This is a genomic window from Streptomyces sp. CRCS-T-1 (genome assembly GCF_024442335.1).
Classification (GTDB): domain Bacteria; phylum Actinomycetota; class Actinomycetes; order Streptomycetales; family Streptomycetaceae; genus Streptomyces; species Streptomyces koelreuteriae.
This window is the reverse complement of record NZ_CP101651.1, coordinates 3,474,516-3,491,327: the sequence shown is the minus strand read 5'-3', so window position 1 is coordinate 3,491,327 and position 16,812 is coordinate 3,474,516. Positions and strand designations below refer to the sequence as shown.

At 70.4% G+C, this 16,812-nt stretch carries 16 protein-coding genes; 7 read left to right on the top strand and 9 right to left on the bottom strand.

Features of this window, described 5'->3' with window-relative positions; genetic code table 11:
- The first annotated feature begins 45 nt into the window (after nucleotides 1-45).
- Nucleotides 46-1,044: a porphobilinogen synthase gene (gene hemB / locus NNW99_RS15570; protein WP_215119754.1), complete on the top strand. Its 999-nt coding sequence runs from the start codon at nucleotides 46-48 to the stop codon at nucleotides 1,042-1,044.
- A gap of 13 nt (nucleotides 1,045-1,057) precedes the next feature.
- On the opposite strand, the gene NNW99_RS15565 is transcribed toward hemB, so the two are convergent.
- Complete coding sequence (locus NNW99_RS15565; protein WP_215119753.1) at nucleotides 1,058-1,729, bottom strand: DUF4232 domain-containing protein; 672 nt, start codon at nucleotides 1,727-1,729, stop codon at nucleotides 1,058-1,060.
- A gap of 226 nt (nucleotides 1,730-1,955) precedes the next feature.
- On the opposite strand from NNW99_RS15565, the gene NNW99_RS15560 reads away from it, so the two are divergent.
- A complete protein-coding gene (locus NNW99_RS15560) occupies nucleotides 1,956-3,335 on the top strand; it encodes a helix-turn-helix transcriptional regulator (RefSeq protein WP_251057813.1) in 1,380 nt (459 codons plus the stop codon).
- Nucleotides 3,336-3,350: 15 nt separating this feature from the next.
- Here the strand turns inward: NNW99_RS15560 and NNW99_RS15555 are convergent, their stop codons facing one another.
- Nucleotides 3,351-3,716 carry a hypothetical protein gene (locus NNW99_RS15555; RefSeq protein ID WP_215119751.1) on the bottom strand — a complete coding sequence of 122 codons (366 nt, stop codon included), beginning with the start codon at nucleotides 3,714-3,716 and terminating at the stop codon, nucleotides 3,351-3,353.
- A 77-nt stretch (nucleotides 3,717-3,793) separates the two neighbouring features.
- On the opposite strand from NNW99_RS15555, the gene NNW99_RS15550 reads away from it, so the two are divergent.
- Nucleotides 3,794-4,696, top strand: a complete 903-nt coding sequence (locus NNW99_RS15550) for an SAM-dependent methyltransferase (protein WP_215119750.1) — start codon at nucleotides 3,794-3,796, stop codon at nucleotides 4,694-4,696.
- A gap of 21 nt (nucleotides 4,697-4,717) precedes the next feature.
- Here NNW99_RS15550 and NNW99_RS15545 read toward each other — a convergent pair whose 3' ends face one another.
- A complete protein-coding gene (locus NNW99_RS15545; RefSeq protein ID WP_215119749.1) occupies nucleotides 4,718-5,533 on the bottom strand; it encodes a DUF4253 domain-containing protein in 816 nt (271 codons plus the stop codon).
- 80 nt (nucleotides 5,534-5,613) lie between these two features.
- Here NNW99_RS15545 and NNW99_RS15540 point away from each other — a divergent pair, with 80 nt between their 5' ends.
- The gene (locus NNW99_RS15540) at nucleotides 5,614-6,114 is read left to right on the top strand and encodes a DinB family protein (protein ID WP_215119748.1); all 501 of its coding nucleotides are present in this window, start codon (nucleotides 5,614-5,616) and stop codon (nucleotides 6,112-6,114) included.
- A 52-nt stretch (nucleotides 6,115-6,166) separates the two neighbouring features.
- Here NNW99_RS15540 and NNW99_RS15535 read toward each other — a convergent pair whose 3' ends face one another.
- Together NNW99_RS15535 and NNW99_RS15530 are read right to left on the bottom strand one after the other, a co-directional pair.
- The gene (locus NNW99_RS15535; protein WP_215119747.1) at nucleotides 6,167-7,000 is read right to left on the bottom strand and encodes an XRE family transcriptional regulator; all 834 of its coding nucleotides are present in this window, start codon (nucleotides 6,998-7,000) and stop codon (nucleotides 6,167-6,169) included.
- Nucleotides 6,997-7,767, bottom strand: a complete 771-nt coding sequence (locus NNW99_RS15530; protein ID WP_215119746.1) for a peptidoglycan-binding protein — start codon at nucleotides 7,765-7,767, stop codon at nucleotides 6,997-6,999. Before NNW99_RS15530 ends, NNW99_RS15535 begins: the two co-directional genes overlap by 4 nt.
- 307 nt (nucleotides 7,768-8,074) lie before the next feature.
- Between NNW99_RS15530 and NNW99_RS15525 the strand changes: the two genes are divergently transcribed.
- Nucleotides 8,075-8,458: a peptidase inhibitor family I36 protein gene (locus tag NNW99_RS15525; RefSeq protein WP_215119745.1), complete on the top strand. Its 384-nt coding sequence runs from the start codon at nucleotides 8,075-8,077 to the stop codon at nucleotides 8,456-8,458.
- A gap of 87 nt (nucleotides 8,459-8,545) precedes the next feature.
- On the opposite strand, the gene argS is transcribed toward NNW99_RS15525, so the two are convergent.
- Nucleotides 8,546-10,300: an arginine--tRNA ligase gene (gene argS / locus NNW99_RS15520; protein WP_215124298.1), complete on the bottom strand. Its 1,755-nt coding sequence runs from the start codon at nucleotides 10,298-10,300 to the stop codon at nucleotides 8,546-8,548.
- A gap of 143 nt (nucleotides 10,301-10,443) precedes the next feature.
- On the opposite strand from argS, the gene lysS reads away from it, so the two are divergent.
- On the top strand, nucleotides 10,444-12,186 hold the full coding sequence (gene lysS / locus NNW99_RS15515; RefSeq protein ID WP_215119744.1) for a lysine--tRNA ligase: 1,743 nt from the start codon (nucleotides 10,444-10,446) through the stop codon (nucleotides 12,184-12,186).
- 43 nt (nucleotides 12,187-12,229) lie between these two features.
- Here the strand turns inward: lysS and NNW99_RS15510 are convergent, their stop codons facing one another.
- The 3 genes from NNW99_RS15510 to NNW99_RS15500 form a co-directional block, all read right to left on the bottom strand.
- Complete coding sequence (locus NNW99_RS15510; protein ID WP_215119743.1) at nucleotides 12,230-13,465, bottom strand: DUF2637 domain-containing protein; 1,236 nt, start codon at nucleotides 13,463-13,465, stop codon at nucleotides 12,230-12,232.
- 112 nt (nucleotides 13,466-13,577) lie between these two features.
- The gene (locus tag NNW99_RS15505) at nucleotides 13,578-14,456 is read right to left on the bottom strand and encodes a DUF3558 family protein (protein ID WP_251057812.1); all 879 of its coding nucleotides are present in this window, start codon (nucleotides 14,454-14,456) and stop codon (nucleotides 13,578-13,580) included.
- A 134-nt stretch (nucleotides 14,457-14,590) separates the two neighbouring features.
- Nucleotides 14,591-15,442: a DUF3558 domain-containing protein gene (locus NNW99_RS15500; RefSeq protein ID WP_215119741.1), complete on the bottom strand. Its 852-nt coding sequence runs from the start codon at nucleotides 15,440-15,442 to the stop codon at nucleotides 14,591-14,593.
- A 171-nt stretch (nucleotides 15,443-15,613) separates the two neighbouring features.
- Between NNW99_RS15500 and NNW99_RS15495 the strand changes: the two genes are divergently transcribed.
- Nucleotides 15,614-16,807, top strand: a complete 1,194-nt coding sequence (locus NNW99_RS15495; RefSeq protein ID WP_215119740.1) for an RtcB family protein — start codon at nucleotides 15,614-15,616, stop codon at nucleotides 16,805-16,807.
- The last annotated feature ends 5 nt before the right edge of the window (nucleotides 16,808-16,812 follow it).

Sequence of the window (16,812 nt, the reverse complement as noted above, 5' to 3'; positions counted from 1 at the left end):
TCCCGTCGGCATCGGGGCGTTTTGGGCGGGCGTAGCGTAGGTGGCATGACGACGTACGGTTCTTTTCCTGGTACTCGGCCGCGGCGTTTGCGGAGTAGCCCCGTCATGCGTCGGATGGTGGCCGAGACCAGGTTGCACCCCGCTGATTTGATTCTTCCGGCCTTTGTGCGCGAGGGCGTCAGTGAGCCGGTGCCGATCGGGGCCATGCCCGGGGTCGTGCAGCACACGCGGGACAGTCTGAAGAAGGCCGCCGCCGAGGCGGTCGCGGCGGGGGTCTCCGGGATCATGCTGTTCGGCGTGCCGGAGGAGTCGAAGAAGGACGGTCTCGGGACGCCGGGCACCGACCCGGACGGGATTCTGCAGGTCGCCCTCCGGGACGTGCGGGCCGAGGTCGGCGACGACCTGCTCGTCATGTCCGACCTGTGCCTCGACGAGACCACCGACCACGGGCACTGCGGAGTGCTGGACTCCGAGGGGCGGGTCGACAACGACGCGACCCTGGAGCGGTACGCCGAGATGGCCCAGGTGCAGGCCGATGCCGGGGCCCATGTGGTCGGGCCCAGCGGGATGATGGACGGGCAGGTCGGGGTCATCCGTGACGCCCTGGACCAGATCGGGCGGGAGGATGTCGCCATCCTCGCCTACACCGTCAAGTACGCCTCCGCGTTCTACGGGCCGTTCCGGGAGGCCGTCGGCTCGTCCCTGCAGGGGGACCGGAAGACCTATCAGCAGGACCCCGCCAATGTGCGTGACTCCCTGCGGGAGCTGGCCCTCGATCTCGAAGAGGGCGCCGACATGGTGATGGTCAAGCCGGCCGGGCCCTACCTGGACATCCTCGCCCGGGTCGCGGACGCCTCGGACGTGCCCGTCGCCGCGTATCAGATCTCCGGCGAGTACTCGATGATCGAGGCCGCCGCCGAGAAGGGCTGGATCGACCGGGACCGGGCGATCATGGAGTCCCTGACCGGCATCCGGCGGGCCGGTGCGCGCAACATCCTCACCTACTGGGCCACCGAGGTGGCCCAGAAGCTCAAGGAGCAGTAGGGCTCGGTCAGGCTCAGTAGGTCAGGGCCTCGTCCATGTCCCGCAGCCAGTACGTGGCCGTCAGCGAGCTGTCGTAGTACATGCCCTTGGCCGGGAGGGTCGGGAGTGCGGAGGGGCCGCCGTTGCTGTTCGGCGTGCGGCCCTGGAAGCCGACCTCGAGCTTGCGGCCGGTGGTGCCGCCGTCGCCGCTGCCGTCGGCCGCCGACAGCGTCACGCCCGAGTAGCCGGACTCGCCGGGGGCCAGGGTCGTGACCGCCTGCGGCTTGGAGTCCTCGATCGGCCGCGGGGCCCACTGCATCTCGTCGAAGCGCAGCACCGGGTAGTAGGTGAGGTCGCAGTACTTCGAGCCGGTGTTCTTGACCGTGATCAGCATGTGGTTGACGGGTCGGCGGACCGGCTGGGCCGTGACCGTGGTGTTGGTGCCGTTGCAGGAGACGCGGTTGGCCGGGTCGGCGGGGTCGGTGGGCTTGGCCGCCCCGGAGTTCCCGCCGTTCGTCTTGCCGGTCGTCCCGGACTGCGTGCCCTTCGTGTCGGTGGACGTCTGCTGGGGCGCGGTGGCCGCCGTCGTCGATGACGTCACCCGGGGCTTGGCCGCGCCCTCGTCCTGAGTGCCCGTGCCGTCCTCGCACGCCGTGAGGGCGAGCGCGGCCAGGAGGGCTACGGGGAGGGCGTGGTACTTGCGCATGAGTGGGTTCCCTTTCGGACAAAGGCGGTTGGCGAGAAGGCCCGAGCGAGCCGCCGACCGGTCGGCCGGGAGCGGCTGCTTGGATGGCCAGAGCTTGTGCGGTGATCCGTCCCGGCCGCCACACCCGGCGGACCATCAGGGACGCTGGAACGCCCGTACATGCTGTGACCTGGGGAAACGTCCCTGCCCTGGAACGGGTGAACGGGACATGGGGGATGGAGGAAGGGTGTCGGAAGGCACGGCCGCGGCGGAGTTCGCCGCGCTGCTGGGGGAGTTGAAGGAGCGCTCCGGGCTGAGCTACGGGGTGCTCGCCAAGCGGCTCCACATGAGTACGTCGACGCTGCACCGGTACTGCAACGGGGACGCCGTGCCCGCCGACTACGCGCCGGTGGAGAGGCTCGCCCGGCTGTGCAAGGCGTCGCCCGGGGAACTCGTCGAGCTGCATCGGCGGTGGGTGCTGGCCGATGCCGGGCGAGGGCGGAAGGGGGGTGGGGGCTCGGCCGAGACCGGGGTGGCAGGACCGGCGGCAGTGGCTCCGGCTCCGGGTGCCGAGGTTCCGGCTCCGGCTTCGGCTCCGGTTGCCGAGGCTCCCGCTTCGGGTCCCGAGCCTCCGGCCTCGGTCGATGATGCGCCGGCTTCGGAGGCGCCCCGGTCACGGCGTCCTCGGCCCGCCCTCCTCGCCGGTATCGCCGCGGCCGTCGTCCTGGGCGGGGTCGGGCTCGCCGTGGCCGTGCCCTCCGGTGGGGCGGACGGCGACGGGCGTCGGGGTGCGGCTGCCGTGTCCGACGAACGCCGGACGCCGGACGGCGGGTCGGACGCCTCGGCGTCGCCCTCGGGCCGTGCCTCCACCGACAGCGGCAAGGACAAGGACAAGGAGAAGGGCAAGAGCAAGGGCGAGGGGAAGGAGTCCGCCTCCGCGACCCCTGCCCCGCGCGCCCCCGCCGCCGGCGGCACCGGCGGACGGCCCGGCCGTACCGGCGCCCCGGCCTCCGGCCCTGTCCCCCTCACGGTGAACACCACCCCGCACGCCTGGGAAGATCCTTGTTCCCAGCGCTACTTGGTGAACCGGCCGCCGAGTCAGGTCGGGCCGCCGCCGCTGGAGCAGGACGCGCCGGCCTGGGTGGCGGCGAACGGGGCCGTTCCGTCGGGGCAGCAGTTTCTGAAGCTCACCGTGCAGGGCACGGGCAAGGAGACGGTGGTCGTCGACGGGCTGACGGTCCGTATGGCGGGCAAGCGGACGCCGCTCGCCTGGAACGACTACGCCATGGGCTATCCGGGCGTCGGCTGCGGCGGTGGCGTCCCGACGCGCTTCTTCACGGTCGCCCTGGACGCCGCGCGTCCCTCCGTCGTCCCCGAGGCGGGCCATGACGACTTCCCGTTCTCGGTGAGCCAGTCCGACCCGGAGGTCTACTACATCCGGGCCGACGCCTCCGCGTACGACGTCAGCTGGTATCTGGAGCTGCGCTGGTCCAGCGGCAGCCGGAGCGGCACGCTGACGGTGGACGACAAGGGCCGGCCCTTCCGCACGAGCGGGAACAACGGGCGTCCGGCGTACGAGTTCCCGCTGGGCGGTGAGAAGTGGGTCGAGGCAGGGACCACCGAGTGACCGGCCGGCCGGCTCTCAGTGGAACTCGTGGACCAGCTCGATCTCTCCGACGATGTGGGCGTTGAACTCGTCGAGTTCCTCGGCCGGTACCCAGAGTTCGAGGATCGTCTCGCCGCCCGCCTGCTGGACCGGGTAGCGGCTCAGGAAGCCGGAGTCGACCTCGAACCGGGTGACGTAGCCGGCACCGTCATGCTTGACGTTCCAGTCGCGGGCGATCCTGACGGCGTAGTCCTCGTTGAGGACCGGGTAGAAGATCGGCTGCTCGGGGAGCCGGGGCGGCCAGGCGCGCCAGTCGAGCTCCCGCACCAGGTCCAGTTCCTTGGGCCCGGTGGGACGCCACAGGGTCGTCGTCGCTCGCTCGCTGGTCCGCACGGGCACCATCAAATCACTTGAGGCGTTAGGTTGTTGACCGTCGAAGTGGTTGCTGATTGAACCACCTACTCTTCAGGGAGACGTCCATGCCCGGTGACGCGCTCAGCCAGGATCCCGCCGAGCTGCGGAGGAGGATCGACAGCAGCAAGGCGCACCCGGCGCGGGTCTACGACGTCTTCCTCGGGGGCAAGGACCACTACCCGGCCGACCGGGAGGCGGCCGCCGCCGGGCTCGCCGCCAATCCGCGCGGGTATCTCGACGTCCGGCACAACCGGGACTTCCTGCGCCGTGCGGTGACCACGCTGGTGGAGCAGGACGGCATCCGGCAGTTCCTCGACATCGGCACGGGGCTGCCGACGGCCGAGAACGTGCACCAGATCGCACAGCGCGTCGCCCCCGAGTCGCGGGTCGTGTACGTCGACAACGACCCGGTCGTGCTCGCGCACGCGCGGGCCCTGCTCACCAGCGGGCCCGAGGGGCGTACGGACTACATCGACGCCGATCTGCGGGACCCGGCCCGGATCCTCGAACAGGCCGCCAAGACACTGGACTTCGACCAGCCCGTCGCGCTGTGCCTGGTCGCGATCCTGCACTTCGTCGAGGACGGCGAGGCGTATCCGCTGGTGCGCGAGCTGCTCGACGCGCTGCCCGTCGGCAGCCGGCTGGTGCTCAGCCATCTCACCGAGGACCTCAACCCCGAGAAGATCCGCGCGGTCCAGCGGACGTACACCGAGCGGGGGTTCACCTTCGTGCTGCGGACCCGGGCGGATGTCGAGCGGTTCTTCACGGAGAACTTCCTGGAGATCGCCGACCCCGGCGTCGTCCCCGCGCACCGCTGGCGGCCCGACCACGCGGCCCCCGTCCCCGAGCAGCCGGAGGAGTCCTTCCTCGCGGGCCTCGACGACATCGAGAGGGTCCGCTACCGCGACATCAACGACGTGACGGACGCGGACATCAACGTCTATGCGGGGATCGGGGCCAAGGGCTGAGCCATCAGCGTCCCTGGGGGTTCAGTCCCACCAGAAGGGCCAGGTCGGCTGATCCCTGACCTGGCGCTCGGCGTATGACCGCAGGGTGGGGTCGGCGCTCTGCCGGATGTTGTCCGGGCAGAACGCGAAGTGCTCGGCGGCGACGGCCTCCGCCTCCGCGAGGGTGGTGGGCGGGGCGGCGACCGACAGCAGCAGATGGTCGAAGCCGAGGGCCACGACCCGTATGCCGAAGCGGTCCTCCCAGGAGCGCAGCACCGCGCTGATCCGGGCCGTGTCGCCCTCGTGGTGCGCCGGGCCCGTCCAGCCGATCGCCGTCGGGATGTCGGCGCTGCGGCGGGCCGGGACCAGGGCGAGACGGGGGTCCTTGAGCGGACCGCCGGCTTCTAGCAGCGAGTCCGCGACGGCCGCGGCGACCGCGTCCGGGTCCGGGGCCATGTCCGGGTCCGCGTCCGGGGCCGGGTCCTGAGTGGCGGGGGCGGCCGGCCCGGGCCATGTGTCGCCCTCCGCCGCGCACTCCTCCCAGTACTCCGCCAGCACCTCCTCGGCGTCGTGATCCCCGGGGTAGGACACCTCGCCGGGCATCAACTCCCAGCCGTCCGGCCCGCCGTGCCCGTCCCCCACGTCGAGGACGACCGGCAGCAGCCCGACCCGACGCGTCGGCTCCAGCGCCGTCCAGCCGCCCGGCACGGCCCGGTCCTGCGCGCACCACAGCAACGGTTCGTGCCAGGGGCCCTCGTCGGTGGTGTCGAGCAGGGTCCCGGCGGGGAGTTCAAGCCCCAGCGCGCGGCCGCTCGGGTCTGCCGCCAGGGTCGGGAGCGGGTTCGGAAGTGTCGCCATGGAGGTGACTGTAAATCCGACCACTGACAAGCGAACATCAGCGGACGCGAGCTGACCTAATTGCTCCCTACGGTCCTTCCATGACGACTTCCTCGGAGAAGACCGACCTGTCGTACGCGCTCGCCGAGCAGCGGGAACTGCTGCTGATCACCGTGCGCGGACTCGACGACGAGCAAGCCGCCCGGCGTACGACCGTGAGTGAGCTGACCCTGGGCGGGATCGTGAAGCATCTCGCTCAAGGGGAGGCGGCGTGGACGCGGATCATGGTCAAAAGCGACGGTGAACTGCCGGACGGCATGCTCGACATGGGGCAGTACCGCATGGCCGAGGGCGACACGCTCGACGGGCTGCTGGCGGCGTACACCGCGGCCGCGCGGGCGACCGACGAGGCCCTGGCCGGGCTGCCGGACCTGGACCATCGCGTGCCCCTGCCGATGACTCCCTGGTCGCCGCCGGAGCGCGAGTACTGGTCGGCGCGCCGGATCCTGCTGCATCTGATCCAGGAGACGGCCCAGCACGCCGGGCACGCGGACATCATCCGGGAGGCACTGGACGGTGCGAGCAGCACGGCTCAGCGGTGAGGCCGGGGACCAGGGGATACGGGGGATAACGGGGGAGGAGGGCGGTGATCCGTCAGACGCGGGCCTCGAAGCATTCGCGGCTGCCTCCCGTCACCGGGTGGAAGCAGGCCCGGACCGTCGCGCCGGGGGTCGCCTCGGTCATCGGGGTGTAGACGTAGGACTGCGCGGCGACGCCGTCCGTGATCCGGGCGGTGTGCGGGCGGCCCGTGTCTTCGCCGCCCGGGTCCATCTCCAGGCGGTCGCCGATGCGGGTGCTCCACATCCTCGCCCAACTCGCCCCGCACTCCGTGCTGTAGCGCAGTTCGAGGTGGGCTCCCGTGGACGTGCGGTGCGTGGCGAGGGTGAGCGGGTGGGTGCCGCACTTCATGGGCATCGGGTCCTGGCCCTCGCAGGTGGCTCCCTGGCAGCGGGGTGCCGGGGCGAAGGACGGCGGTGCGGAGGGGCGGCTGTCGCCGGTGTGGCCCGCGACGAGGACCAGGGCGATGGAGAGGCCGCCGGCCGCCAGCGCGCAGACCGAGGCGAGGACCGCCATGACCGTGCCCCTGCCGCCGACGGGATGCCCGGCGTCCGGGCCCGGGGGGTCCGCGGGCCCAGGCGCGTCCGTGGGCCGCGCCGCCGCCCGGCCGCTCCATTCCGACTCCGCGAGTTCCCACAGCGCCAGACAGCGGCCCTCCGGCTCGCCGGCCAGACGGCACAGCTCCCGCACCGCCTGGCCGGGCGGGAGCGTCTTGCCGTTGAGGTAGCGCTCCCAGGACGACTTGCTGAACGTGGTCTTCGCCGCGAGGGCCGCCAGGCTCAGTCCCGTGCCGGTGCGCAACTCCCGTAGAGCGGAGGCCAGTCGGGTGCGTTCCGGCGGCAGTGCGGAGGGCTGCGGGGCCCGTGTCATCGCCGCAGGGCCTTCCAGGTGTGCGGGCCGATGATGCCGTCCACGACCAGTCCGGAGTGCTTCTGCAACTCCTTGACCGCGCGTTGCGTGTGCGGGCCGAAGATGCCGTCCACGGCTCCCGGTGAGAAGCCCGCCTGATGCAGCAGACACTGCGCCTCCGCCACCTCCGGTCCGGCGTGGCCCTTCGCCAGGACGGCCTTCAGGGTGCGGCTGTTGCCCGTGTACCAGCGGCCGTCGATCCGCTCCGCGACGCAGGTGTAGGTGGGGCGCTCCGACCGCTTGGGCGACCCTGGGACCTGCGTGGCCGCGGACGCCGTGAGCGGGGTCACGGCCGCCTTGCCCGCGCCGTCCGTGAGCCGTACGGCGAGCAGGACCACGGTGGCGACGGCCAGCACCAGGGCCACCGACCCGGCGATGAGGGTGATGCGCAGCGCCCGGCCGTGCGGGCGGGGCGGCGGGCCGGTGCCGGGCCCGGCCGGCGGTCCGCGGTGCTCGGACGCCGTGCCCCATGCCTCGGCGGCGACCTCGTGCAGCGCGAGCAGCCGGGCCGGATCGTCACCGTCGAGCCGGGCCATCGCCTCGACGGCGTCCCTGGGCGGGAGCGACCGGCCGGACAGATAGCGCTCCCACGACGATGTGCTGTAGCCCGTCCTCGCCGCGAGCCGGCGCAGGCTCAGTCCGCTGTGGTCCTTGGCCCGGCGTAATCGCACCACCAACTGCCGCACACGCGGGTCGAGTTCTTCGGGCAGCCCTTTCCAACGCGACATGTTCCCCCCATTCGCGTTCGCGGACCGTGGTCAGCGGTCCCCTTACCGCCGCATTCTGCATCAGCATCCACGCGGAGCCCCATACATCGGTTCCGATCCCCCTGCCGCCCCCCACCGATTCGGCCACGCCCACCGCGAGTGTCCCGCCGTACCGTCCCGGCGGGTGGTGTCCGGGCAGGTCAGAGGGTGGGACGTCCCGTGCGGGCGTCACTTCCGGGGCGGATGTGGTGGAGCGGGGCTCCCGGCCCGCAGTCTCGTTGTCGAGCCGGCCGGTGCGGTCGGCCCGTCCACGAAGGGGGAACAGCACATGCGAATGACCAGGAAGCTCGCCGTCATGGCCGGGGGGATCGCGCTGACCGGTGGTCTGCTCGCCGGCAACGCGGGTACGGCCGGTGCGGCGGAGGCCTCGCCCCAGGCGGCGTCGGACTGTCCGTCGGGCTGGTTCTGCGTCTGGGCCGGCAAGAACTACACCGGCCGCATGCAGAAGGTCGAGGGGAAGAACGCGGACCTCACCCCCTTCGTGGTCTTCCAGGGCTTCAAGTCCTGGTACAACCACGGCAGGTCCTGTGACTACAAGTGGTACACGGAGAAGAACTACCGCGGCGACACCGGAGTTCTCGCACGGGGCGTCAAGGGCACCGGCGACACCGTCTGGTTCCAGAAGTCCAACGAGTGGGTCAACTGCCGCTGACCGGCGGCTCTCCACCACGCCCGAGGGCGGCACTCCACGGGGGAGTGCCGCCCTCGGCCTGTCGTCAGGGCCCGGCCCCGACCCGGTTCAGAGCCGCTCGGGCGTCCGGATGCCCAGCAGGGCCATGCCCTGGTGGAGGGTGCGGGCCGTGATGTCGCAGAGGAACAGGCGGTTCTCGATCTGCTCGGGCGTCTCGGCCTTGAGGACCGGGCACTTGTCGTAGAACGACGTGTACAGCGACGCCAGCTGGTACAGATACGCGGCCAGCTTGTGCGGGGCGTACTCCGCGGCGGCTTCGAAGACCGTGTCGCCGAACGCGTCCAGGTGCAGACCGAGCGCCCGCTCCGCCGGGGCGAGTTCGAGCTCCGGGTGCGCGGCCGGCGACGCCCCGCCCGCCTTGCGCAGGATCGACTGGATCCGGGCGTACGCGTACTGGAGGTAGACGGACGTGTCGCCGTTCAGCGACACCATCTGGTCCAGGTCGAACTTGTAGTCCCGGTTCGGCGACGTCGACAGGTCGGCGTACTTCACGGCGCCGATGCCGACCTGCGCGGCCCGCTCCTGGATCTCGTCCTCGGTGAGGTCCTGCGCCTTCTCCCGGACGACCTCGGCGGCCCGCTGCACGGCCTCGTCCAGCAGGTCCTCAAGACGTACGGTCTCGCCCTCACGCGTCTTGAACGGCTTGCCGTCCGCGCCGAGCACCGTGCCGTAGCCCATGTTGTGCGCGCTGACGCCGTCGCTCAGCCAGCCGGCCCGGCGAGCCGTCTCGAAGACCATCTTGAAGTGCAGCGACTGGCGGACGTCCACGACGTACAGCAGGGACGAGGCGTGCAGGTCCTGGACCCGGTTGCGGATCGCCGTCAGGTCGGAGGCCGCGTAGCCGAAGCCGCCGTCGGCCTTCTGCACGATCAGCGGGACACGCTGGTCGTCCTTGCCGCGGATCTCGTCGAAGAAGACCACGAGCGCGCCCTCGGAGCGTTCCGCGACGCCCATCTCCTCCAGGAGGCGGGCGGTCTCGGGCATGCCCTCGTTGTACGCGGACTCGCCGACGATCTCGTCGTCGCGGATCTCCATGTCGAGCTTCTCGAAGACGGAGTAGAAGTAGACCTTCGACTCGTCCACGAACTGCTGCCACAGCTCCAGCGTCTCCTTGTCGCCGGACTGCAGGGCGACGACCCGCCCCCGGGCCCGCTCCTTGAACTCCTCGTCCGCGTCGAACAGCGCACGCGACGCCTTGTACACCCGGTTCAGGTTGCTCATCGCCTGCTCGCCGTCGACGTCGGCCGCGGGGGCCAGCTCGCCGGGGTGCTCGAACAGGTACTGGATGAGCATGCCGAACTGGGTGCCCCAGTCGCCGATGTGGTGCCGGCCGATCGTCTTCTCGCCGGTGAAGTCGAGCATGCCGCGCAGGGCGTCGCCGATGACCGCCGACCGCAGGTGGCCGACGTGCATCTCCTTCGCCACGTTCGGCTGGGCGTAGTCGACGACCGTGATGCCCGCGTTCTCCTTCAGCGGCACGCCGAGGCGCTCGCCGTCCGCGTGCCGCGCGGCGAGGTTCTCGGTGATCGCCCGGTCGGCGATCGTGATGTTGAGGAAGCCGGGTCCTGAGACCTCGACGTCCTTGATCACATCACCGGTGACGATGGCGCCGACGACCTCCGTCGCCAGCTCCCGGGGGTTCGACTTGGCCTTCTTGGCGAGGGCGAGGATCCCGTTGGCCTGGAAGTCGGCCCGGTCGCTACGTCGCAGCAGCGGGTCGGCGTCGGCCTCCGGCCGGGTGGCCGACAGGGCGTTCGCGAGACGCTGCTGGACTTGATCGGTGAGCGACGTGACCGAGGTCATGGGATGGATGCCGTTCTCCTCGTGGGAATCGATAGACACGCTCAGTATCCCACGGGGGGTAAAGCCGTTTTCCCGGGCGGGATGCCGTCTGGGAGAATGGGCACCGGCCGTTGACCGTACGGCTGCCCTGGAGAAAGAAGGACGTGCCGATCGTGGCTCAGAGCACCGAGACCACCGACTGGGTCTCCCGTTTCGCGGATGAGGTCATCGAGGAGTCGGAGCGTCGGGCCCCGGGCAAACCCGTCGTCGTCGCGTCCGGACTCTCACCGTCCGGCCCCATCCACCTCGGGAACCTGCGCGAGGTCATGACCCCGCATCTCGTCGCCGACGAGATCCGCCGCCGGGGCCACCAGGTGCGGCACCTGATCTCCTGGGACGACTACGACCGGTACCGCAAGGTCCCGGAGGGTATCGCCGGTGTCGACAAGTCGTGGGCCGAGCACATCGGCAAGCCGCTGACCTCCGTCCCGGCGCCGGAGGGCTCCTCGTACCCGAACTGGGCCGAGCACTTCAAGGCCGCGATGGTCGAGTCGCTGGCCGAGCTGGGTGTGGAGTTCGACGGGATCAGCCAGACCGCGCAGTACACCTCCGGGGTGTACCGCGAGCAGATCCTGCACGCCATCAAGCACCGCGGCGACATCGACGCGATCCTCGGCCAGTACCGGACGAAGAAGGCCCCGGCCAAGAAGCAGCAGCAGAAGCCGCTCGACGAGGCCGAGCTGGAGGCCGCCGAGGGCTCCGGCGCGGCCGGTGAGGACGACGGCAGCTCCGGCACGGCCGGGTACTTCCCGTACAAGCCGTACTGCGGCAACTGCGAGAAGGACCTCACCACCGTCACGTCCTACGACGACGACTCCACCGAGCTGACGTACGCCTGCACCGCGTGCGGCTTCTCGGAGACGGTCCGGCTGAACGAGTTCAACCGCGGCAAGCTGGTCTGGAAGGTCGACTGGCCGATGCGGTGGGCGTACGAGGGCGTCGTCTTCGAGCCGAGCGGTGTCGATCACTCGTCTCCCGGGTCGTCGTTCCAGGTCGGCGGGCAGATCGTCGGGATCTTCGGCGGGCAGCAGCCCATCGGGCCGATGTACGCCTTCGTCGGCATCAGCGGCATGGCCAAGATGTCGTCCTCGCGGGGCGGCGTGCCGACCCCGGCGGACGCCCTGAAGATCATGGAGCCGCAGCTGCTGCGCTGGCTGTACGCCCGGCGCCGGCCCAACCAGTCCTTCAAGGTCGCCTTCGACCAGGAGATCCAGCGGCTGTACGACGAGTGGGACCGGCTGGACGCCAAGGTCGCCGACGGCAGCGTCCTGCCGGCCGACGCGGCCGCGCACGCGCGTGCGGTGGGTACGGCCGCCGGTGACCTGGTGCGGACGGCCCTGCCGCTCCCGTACCGGACGCTGGCGTCCGTCGCCGACATCACCGCCGGGCACGAGGACCAGGCGCTGCGCATCCTCAGCGAGCTGGACCCGGAGCAGCCGCTGACCTCGCTGGACGAGGCGCGGCCGCGGTACGACAAGGCCGAGGCCTGGATCAACACGCACGTGCCCGCCGACCAGCGGACGATCGTGCGCGACGAGGCCGACGCGGAACTGCTGAAGTCCCTCGACGAGGCCTCTCAGCAGTCGCTGAGGCTGCTGCTCGACGGGCTCGCCGAGCACTGGTCGCTCGACGGGCTGACGCATCTCGTCTACGGCGTGCCGAAGGTGCAGGCCGGGTTCTCGGCCGACGCGACGCCGAAGGAGCTGCCGCCGGAGATCAAGACGGCTCAGCGGTCCTTCTTCGCGCTGCTGTACCACCTGCTGGTCGGGCGGGACACCGGGCCGCGGCTGCCCACGCTGCTGCTGGCGGTGGGGCAGGAGCGGGTTCGGGCGCTGCTCGGGGAGTAGCTGACGGTGTGAGGAAGGGGCCCTGTTCTCAGGGCCCCTTTTCTCATGCGATGTGCTCGTCCGTCATCTCCGCGTTGAGGCGGTTGGAGAAGCGGTTCACCATGCGCTTGGACTCGGCCTCTTCCAGGGTGATGCCGTAGGTCGCCTCGACATCGGCGATGAATCCACGGGGAGTGGGGGCTCCGTTGCCGCCCTTCGTCGACTCGCGGAAGGCCCGGTAGTAGTCCTCCTCGGTCGGTTCCGGGGGGCCGCCGCCGTCGCCGAGTTCCCGGGTGCGGTTGGGGCCCACCGGGATGGGGAAGCTGCCGGTGTCTTCGGGGGTGGGTGCCTGTTCGACCGGGGGCTCGTACGGGGGTTCATATGGGGGCTCGTACGGAGGGTCATACGAGGGCTCGTACTGCTCGGTGTCGTACGTCGGGTCGTAGCCGCCCTGGTACTCGACCTCGCGAGGGGTGTTGAACCACGGGCTCTGGTCCGGTTCGGGTACGTCGTCCACGTACTCGGCGTTTCGGTTGCTCTCGAGCTGTGGGCGCTGCTCGCTGTGAGGTGCCGTTCGCTGCGGGTCGGCTTCCAGCGCCGACTGGTGCTGCTTCGGGGCCGGGGGGAGCAGCGCGGGCTCTATGCCCGCCGCCGCCAGACCCGCCGGGGCCGTCTCCGCGAGCGGGACGCCGTAGCGCGCCAGCCGCAGCGGCATCAGGGACTCCACCGGCGCCTTGCGGCGCCAGCCGCGGCCGTACCGGGAGCGGAGGCGGGCCTGGTAGACGAGACGTTCCTGCTCCAGCTTGATGACCTGGTCGTAGGAGCGCAGCTCCCAGAGCTTCATGCGGCGCCAGAGGAGGAACGTGGGGCCGGGGGAGAGCAGCCAGCGGGTGAGGCGGACGCCCTCCATGTGCTTGTCGGCCGTGATGTCGGCGATCCGGCCGATCGCGTGGCGGGCCGCCTCGACCGCGACCACGAACAGGATCGGGATCACCGCGTGCATGCCGACGCCGAGCGGATCCGGCCAGGCGGCCGCGCCGTTGAAGGCGATCGTCGCCGCGGTCAGGAGCCACGCCGTCTGGCGGAGCAGGGGGAACGGGATCCTGATCCAGGTGAGGAGCAGGTCCAGGGCCAGCAGGACGCAGATGCCCGCGTCGATGCCGATCGGGAAGACGTAGGAGAAGTTCCCGAATCCCTTCTGCAGGGCCAACTCGCGGACCGCGGCGTACGAACCGGCGAAGCCGATGCCGGCGATGATCACGGCACCGGCCACGACCACGCCGATGAGAACGCGGTGCATCCGAGTCAGTTGTGGCGCGGCCACCCGTCTTCCCCTCCCCTTGCGTGCTGTTGCGCGCAACAGGGTGGCACATGTGTGCGGAGGACGGGTGGCCGGTTCCGGTCGGTGGTGTTCAGCTCTTCTTGGCGGGCGACTTCGAAGGCGACGCGGAGGAGTCCTTGGGGGCCCCCTTCGAGGCTTCCTTCGAGGGCTCCTTGGACGGGGACTTCGACGCCGGCTTGGACGGGTCGCCGCCGGGCTTGCCGCCGCCCGCGCCGTTCGCCTCGGACACCGCGGCGACCGCTTCCTTCGCGGCCTTCTCGGCGTCCTTCGCCAGGTCGTCGGCGCTCGGGGACTTGTCGCCGGCCAGGCCGGCGCCGTTGTAGTCCAGGGTGACGACGACGTTCTCGACGCGTGCCACGACCGTCTGCTGCTTGAAGGTGCCTTCCTTCTTCTTCAGGTCGTAGCGCACGGCCGTCGCCTGGTCGCCGGTGTCGGCGACCGGCTCCGACTTGACGCCCTTGGCGCCCTCGGAGGCCTGGACGTCCTGGACCTGCTTCTCGTAGTACTGCTGGGCCAGCTTCTCGCCCGAGCCGCGCGCGGCGTCCGACTCGAAGCGCAGCATCGACACGTTCAGCCAGCGGAACTGCGAGCCCTTCACGCCGTTGTTGTCGAGGCTGTTCCAGGAGCAGCTGCCGCGCGTGGAGATATCGTCCGACTTGCCCTCCTTGCCGGACTTGCTCTCCGGAACGAGGTCCTTCAGCGTCTTCTTCGACAGTGCCTTGCAGGACTCCGGAAGCTTGTCGTACGCCGCCGCCTCGACGGTCGGCGACGGGCTCGCCGACGCCGAAGCCGCCGCGTTCGCGGCCTTGTCCGTGGTGTCGCCGGAGCCGGAGTCCGAGGAGCAGCCGGCGGCGACCAGCATCACGGGGACGGCGGCCGCGCAGACAAGGACGCGGTTGAGTCGCTTCGCTCGCTGGTCCTGCTGGTCTCGCTGTGCTCGTCGCTGCATGGTTCCTTCACTCATGACGCTCGTGGTTCCCTGCGGTCGGAACGGGGCCGAGTGGTCACCGTACGCGGTGAGGCGGAGGTGTGGCCTTCCTTCGGGTGCTTTGCGGGTGTGCGTGAAGGGGGCGTGAAGGGGCCTCAGTCGCTCAGCGAATCGGCCAGCTGGGAGGCCAGTTTCTGGGCCCTGTCCTGCAATTCCTTGCTGTCCGGGACGACGCCGACGGTGGCCGGCTGTTCGACGTACTCGATGGTCACGATGACATTGGACGTGCGGAACGCCACAGTCACCGTGCGCTGCTTGGCGGTCGAACCGGAGCTGCTCAGCTCGTCGTCGATGAAGGCCTCGTCGCCGAAATCCTCCAGCACGCGCGGCTGGAGTTCGGTCGGGGTGGCGGAGGGCGACGAGGAGCCGGAGGGGGAGGACGGGGAGGACGGGGAGGAGGTCGAGCCGGGGGAGTCGCTCGGGGCGGCCGAGGAGCCGCCGGCCGGGGTGCTGCCCGCGGCGGGGGACTCCGAGGTCGCCGACTCGGTGGCCGTCGGCTCGGGGAGGTGGGCCGCGGCCTCCCGCTCCGCGAAGAGCTGCTCGGCCTGGTTGTCGTCGCTGACGGAGTTGTCGTAGGAGACGACCCGTTCGAAGTCGATGAGGAGATGGTCGGTGGCCTGCGGGCCGTCGACCTTCCACTGGCAGCCGACCTTGCGGTCGGTGTCGAACGTGACGGTCGGCTCGCCCTCGTAGGCCTTCTCGCGCTGCTCGCCGTCGGTGATCTGCCGCAGGCCGGGCAGGAGTTCGTCGAGCATGCTCTCGCCGACGGCGGTGCAGGGCTCGGGAAGCGTGCGGTAGCGGCCCGGCTCGGCGGCGGGCGAAGCCGTGCCGGTGTCGCCCGGGTTGGAGCCGTCCGTCGTGCCGCCGTCGTCCGAACTGCCGGTGCAGCCGGCCAGCAGGGCCGCGAGGAGCGCGGCGATACCGGGTACGTACGCCTTCCGTTGCACGTGGTGGCTCCTCTCGGGGCGGATATTGGCTTGCCGTCGCCGGGCAGCCGATGAACACAATGTGTATCGCACGCACTGCCGTGAACGCCGGTCCGGATTCCCTTTCGTAGACCTTGGCTCCGGTATTTGCTCTTGAAGACTTCTGTTCGCTTACGGGGGATTGAGGACGCTATGTCGTATGTAGAGGTACCTGGTGCGAAAGTACCGATCCGGATGTGGGCCGACCCCGCCTCGGTCGAGGAGGGCGCGCTCCAGCAGCTCCGGAACGTCGCCACCCTGCCCTGGATCAAGGGCCTCGCCGTCATGCCCGACGTGCACTACGGCAAGGGCGCGACGGTCGGTTCGGTCATCGCGATGCAGGGTGCGGTGTGCCCGGCGGCGGTGGGGGTCGACATCGGCTGCGGGATGTCCGCGGTGAAGACGTCCCTGACGGCGAACGACCTGCCCGGGGATCTGTCGCGGCTGCGGTCGCGGATCGAGCAGGTCATTCCGGTGGGCCGGGGGATGCATGCCGACGCCGTCGACCCGGGGCGGCTGCACGGGTTCGGTACGGCCGGGTGGGACGACTTCTGGGGGCGGTTCGACGGGGTCGCCGAAGCGGTCAAATTCCGTGCGGAACGCGCCACGAAGCAGATGGGAACGCTCGGCGGAGGAAACCACTTTGTCGAAGTCTGCACTGATACGACCGGTTCTGTCTGGCTGATGCTGCACTCCGGTTCCCGGAACATCGGCAAGGAACTGGCCGAGCATCACATCGGCATCGCCCAGAAGCTCCCGCACAACCAGGGCCTGGTCGACCGCGACCTCGCCGTCTTCGTCGCGGACACCCCGCAGATGGCGGCGTACCGCAACGACCTGTTCTGGGCGCAGGAGTACGCGAAGTACAACCGCTCGATCATGATGGCGCTCCTCAAGGACGTGGTCCGCAAGGAGTTCAAGAAGGCCAAGCCGGTCTTCGAGTCGGAGATCAGCGCGCACCACAACTACGTCGCCGAGGAGCGCTACGACGGGATGGACCTGCTCGTGACCCGCAAGGGCGCGATCCGGGCCGGCTCCGGCGATTACGGCATCATCCCCGGCTCCATGGGCACGGGTTCGTACATCGTGAAGGGCCTCGGCAACGACAAGTCCTTCAACTCGGCCTCGCACGGCGCCGGCCGGCGCATGAGCCGCAACGCGGCCAAGCGGCGCTTCTCGACCAAGGACCTGGAGGAGCAGACCCGGGGCGTGGAGTGCCGCAAGGACTCCGGCGTCGTGGACGAGATCCCCGGCGCCTACAAGCCCATCGAGCAGGTCATCGACCAGCAGCGGGACCTGGTGGAGGTCGTGGCGAAGCTGAAGCAGGTTGTTTGCGTGAAGGGCTGACGCGC

Bases quoted from the DNA above. Each gene is read 5' to 3' on its own strand.
- hemB (WP_215119754.1), top strand. From the start codon at position 46: ATGACGACGTACGGTTCTTTTCCTGGTACTCGGCCGCGGCGTTTGCGG.
- NNW99_RS15565 (WP_215119753.1), bottom strand. From the start codon at position 1,729: ATGCGCAAGTACCACGCCCTCCCCGTAGCCCTCCTGGCCGCGCTCGCC.
- NNW99_RS15555 (WP_215119751.1), bottom strand. From the start codon at position 3,716: ATGGTGCCCGTGCGGACCAGCGAGCGAGCGACGACGACCCTGTGGCGT.
- NNW99_RS15550 (WP_215119750.1), top strand. From the start codon at position 3,794: ATGCCCGGTGACGCGCTCAGCCAGGATCCCGCCGAGCTGCGGAGGAGG.
- NNW99_RS15545 (WP_215119749.1), bottom strand. From the start codon at position 5,533: ATGGCGACACTTCCGAACCCGCTCCCGACCCTGGCGGCAGACCCGAGC.
- NNW99_RS15540 (WP_215119748.1), top strand. From the start codon at position 5,614: ATGACGACTTCCTCGGAGAAGACCGACCTGTCGTACGCGCTCGCCGAG.
- NNW99_RS15535 (WP_215119747.1), bottom strand. From the start codon at position 7,000: ATGACACGGGCCCCGCAGCCCTCCGCACTGCCGCCGGAACGCACCCGA.
- NNW99_RS15530 (WP_215119746.1), bottom strand. From the start codon at position 7,767: ATGTCGCGTTGGAAAGGGCTGCCCGAAGAACTCGACCCGCGTGTGCGG.
- NNW99_RS15525 (WP_215119745.1), top strand. From the start codon at position 8,075: ATGCGAATGACCAGGAAGCTCGCCGTCATGGCCGGGGGGATCGCGCTG.
- argS (WP_215124298.1), bottom strand. From the start codon at position 10,300: ATGACCTCGGTCACGTCGCTCACCGATCAAGTCCAGCAGCGTCTCGCG.
- NNW99_RS15510 (WP_215119743.1), bottom strand. From the start codon at position 13,465: ATGCACCGCGTTCTCATCGGCGTGGTCGTGGCCGGTGCCGTGATCATC.
- NNW99_RS15505 (WP_251057812.1), bottom strand. From the start codon at position 14,456: ATGCAGCGACGAGCACAGCGAGACCAGCAGGACCAGCGAGCGAAGCGA.
- NNW99_RS15495 (WP_215119740.1), top strand. From the start codon at position 15,614: ATGTCGTATGTAGAGGTACCTGGTGCGAAAGTACCGATCCGGATGTGG.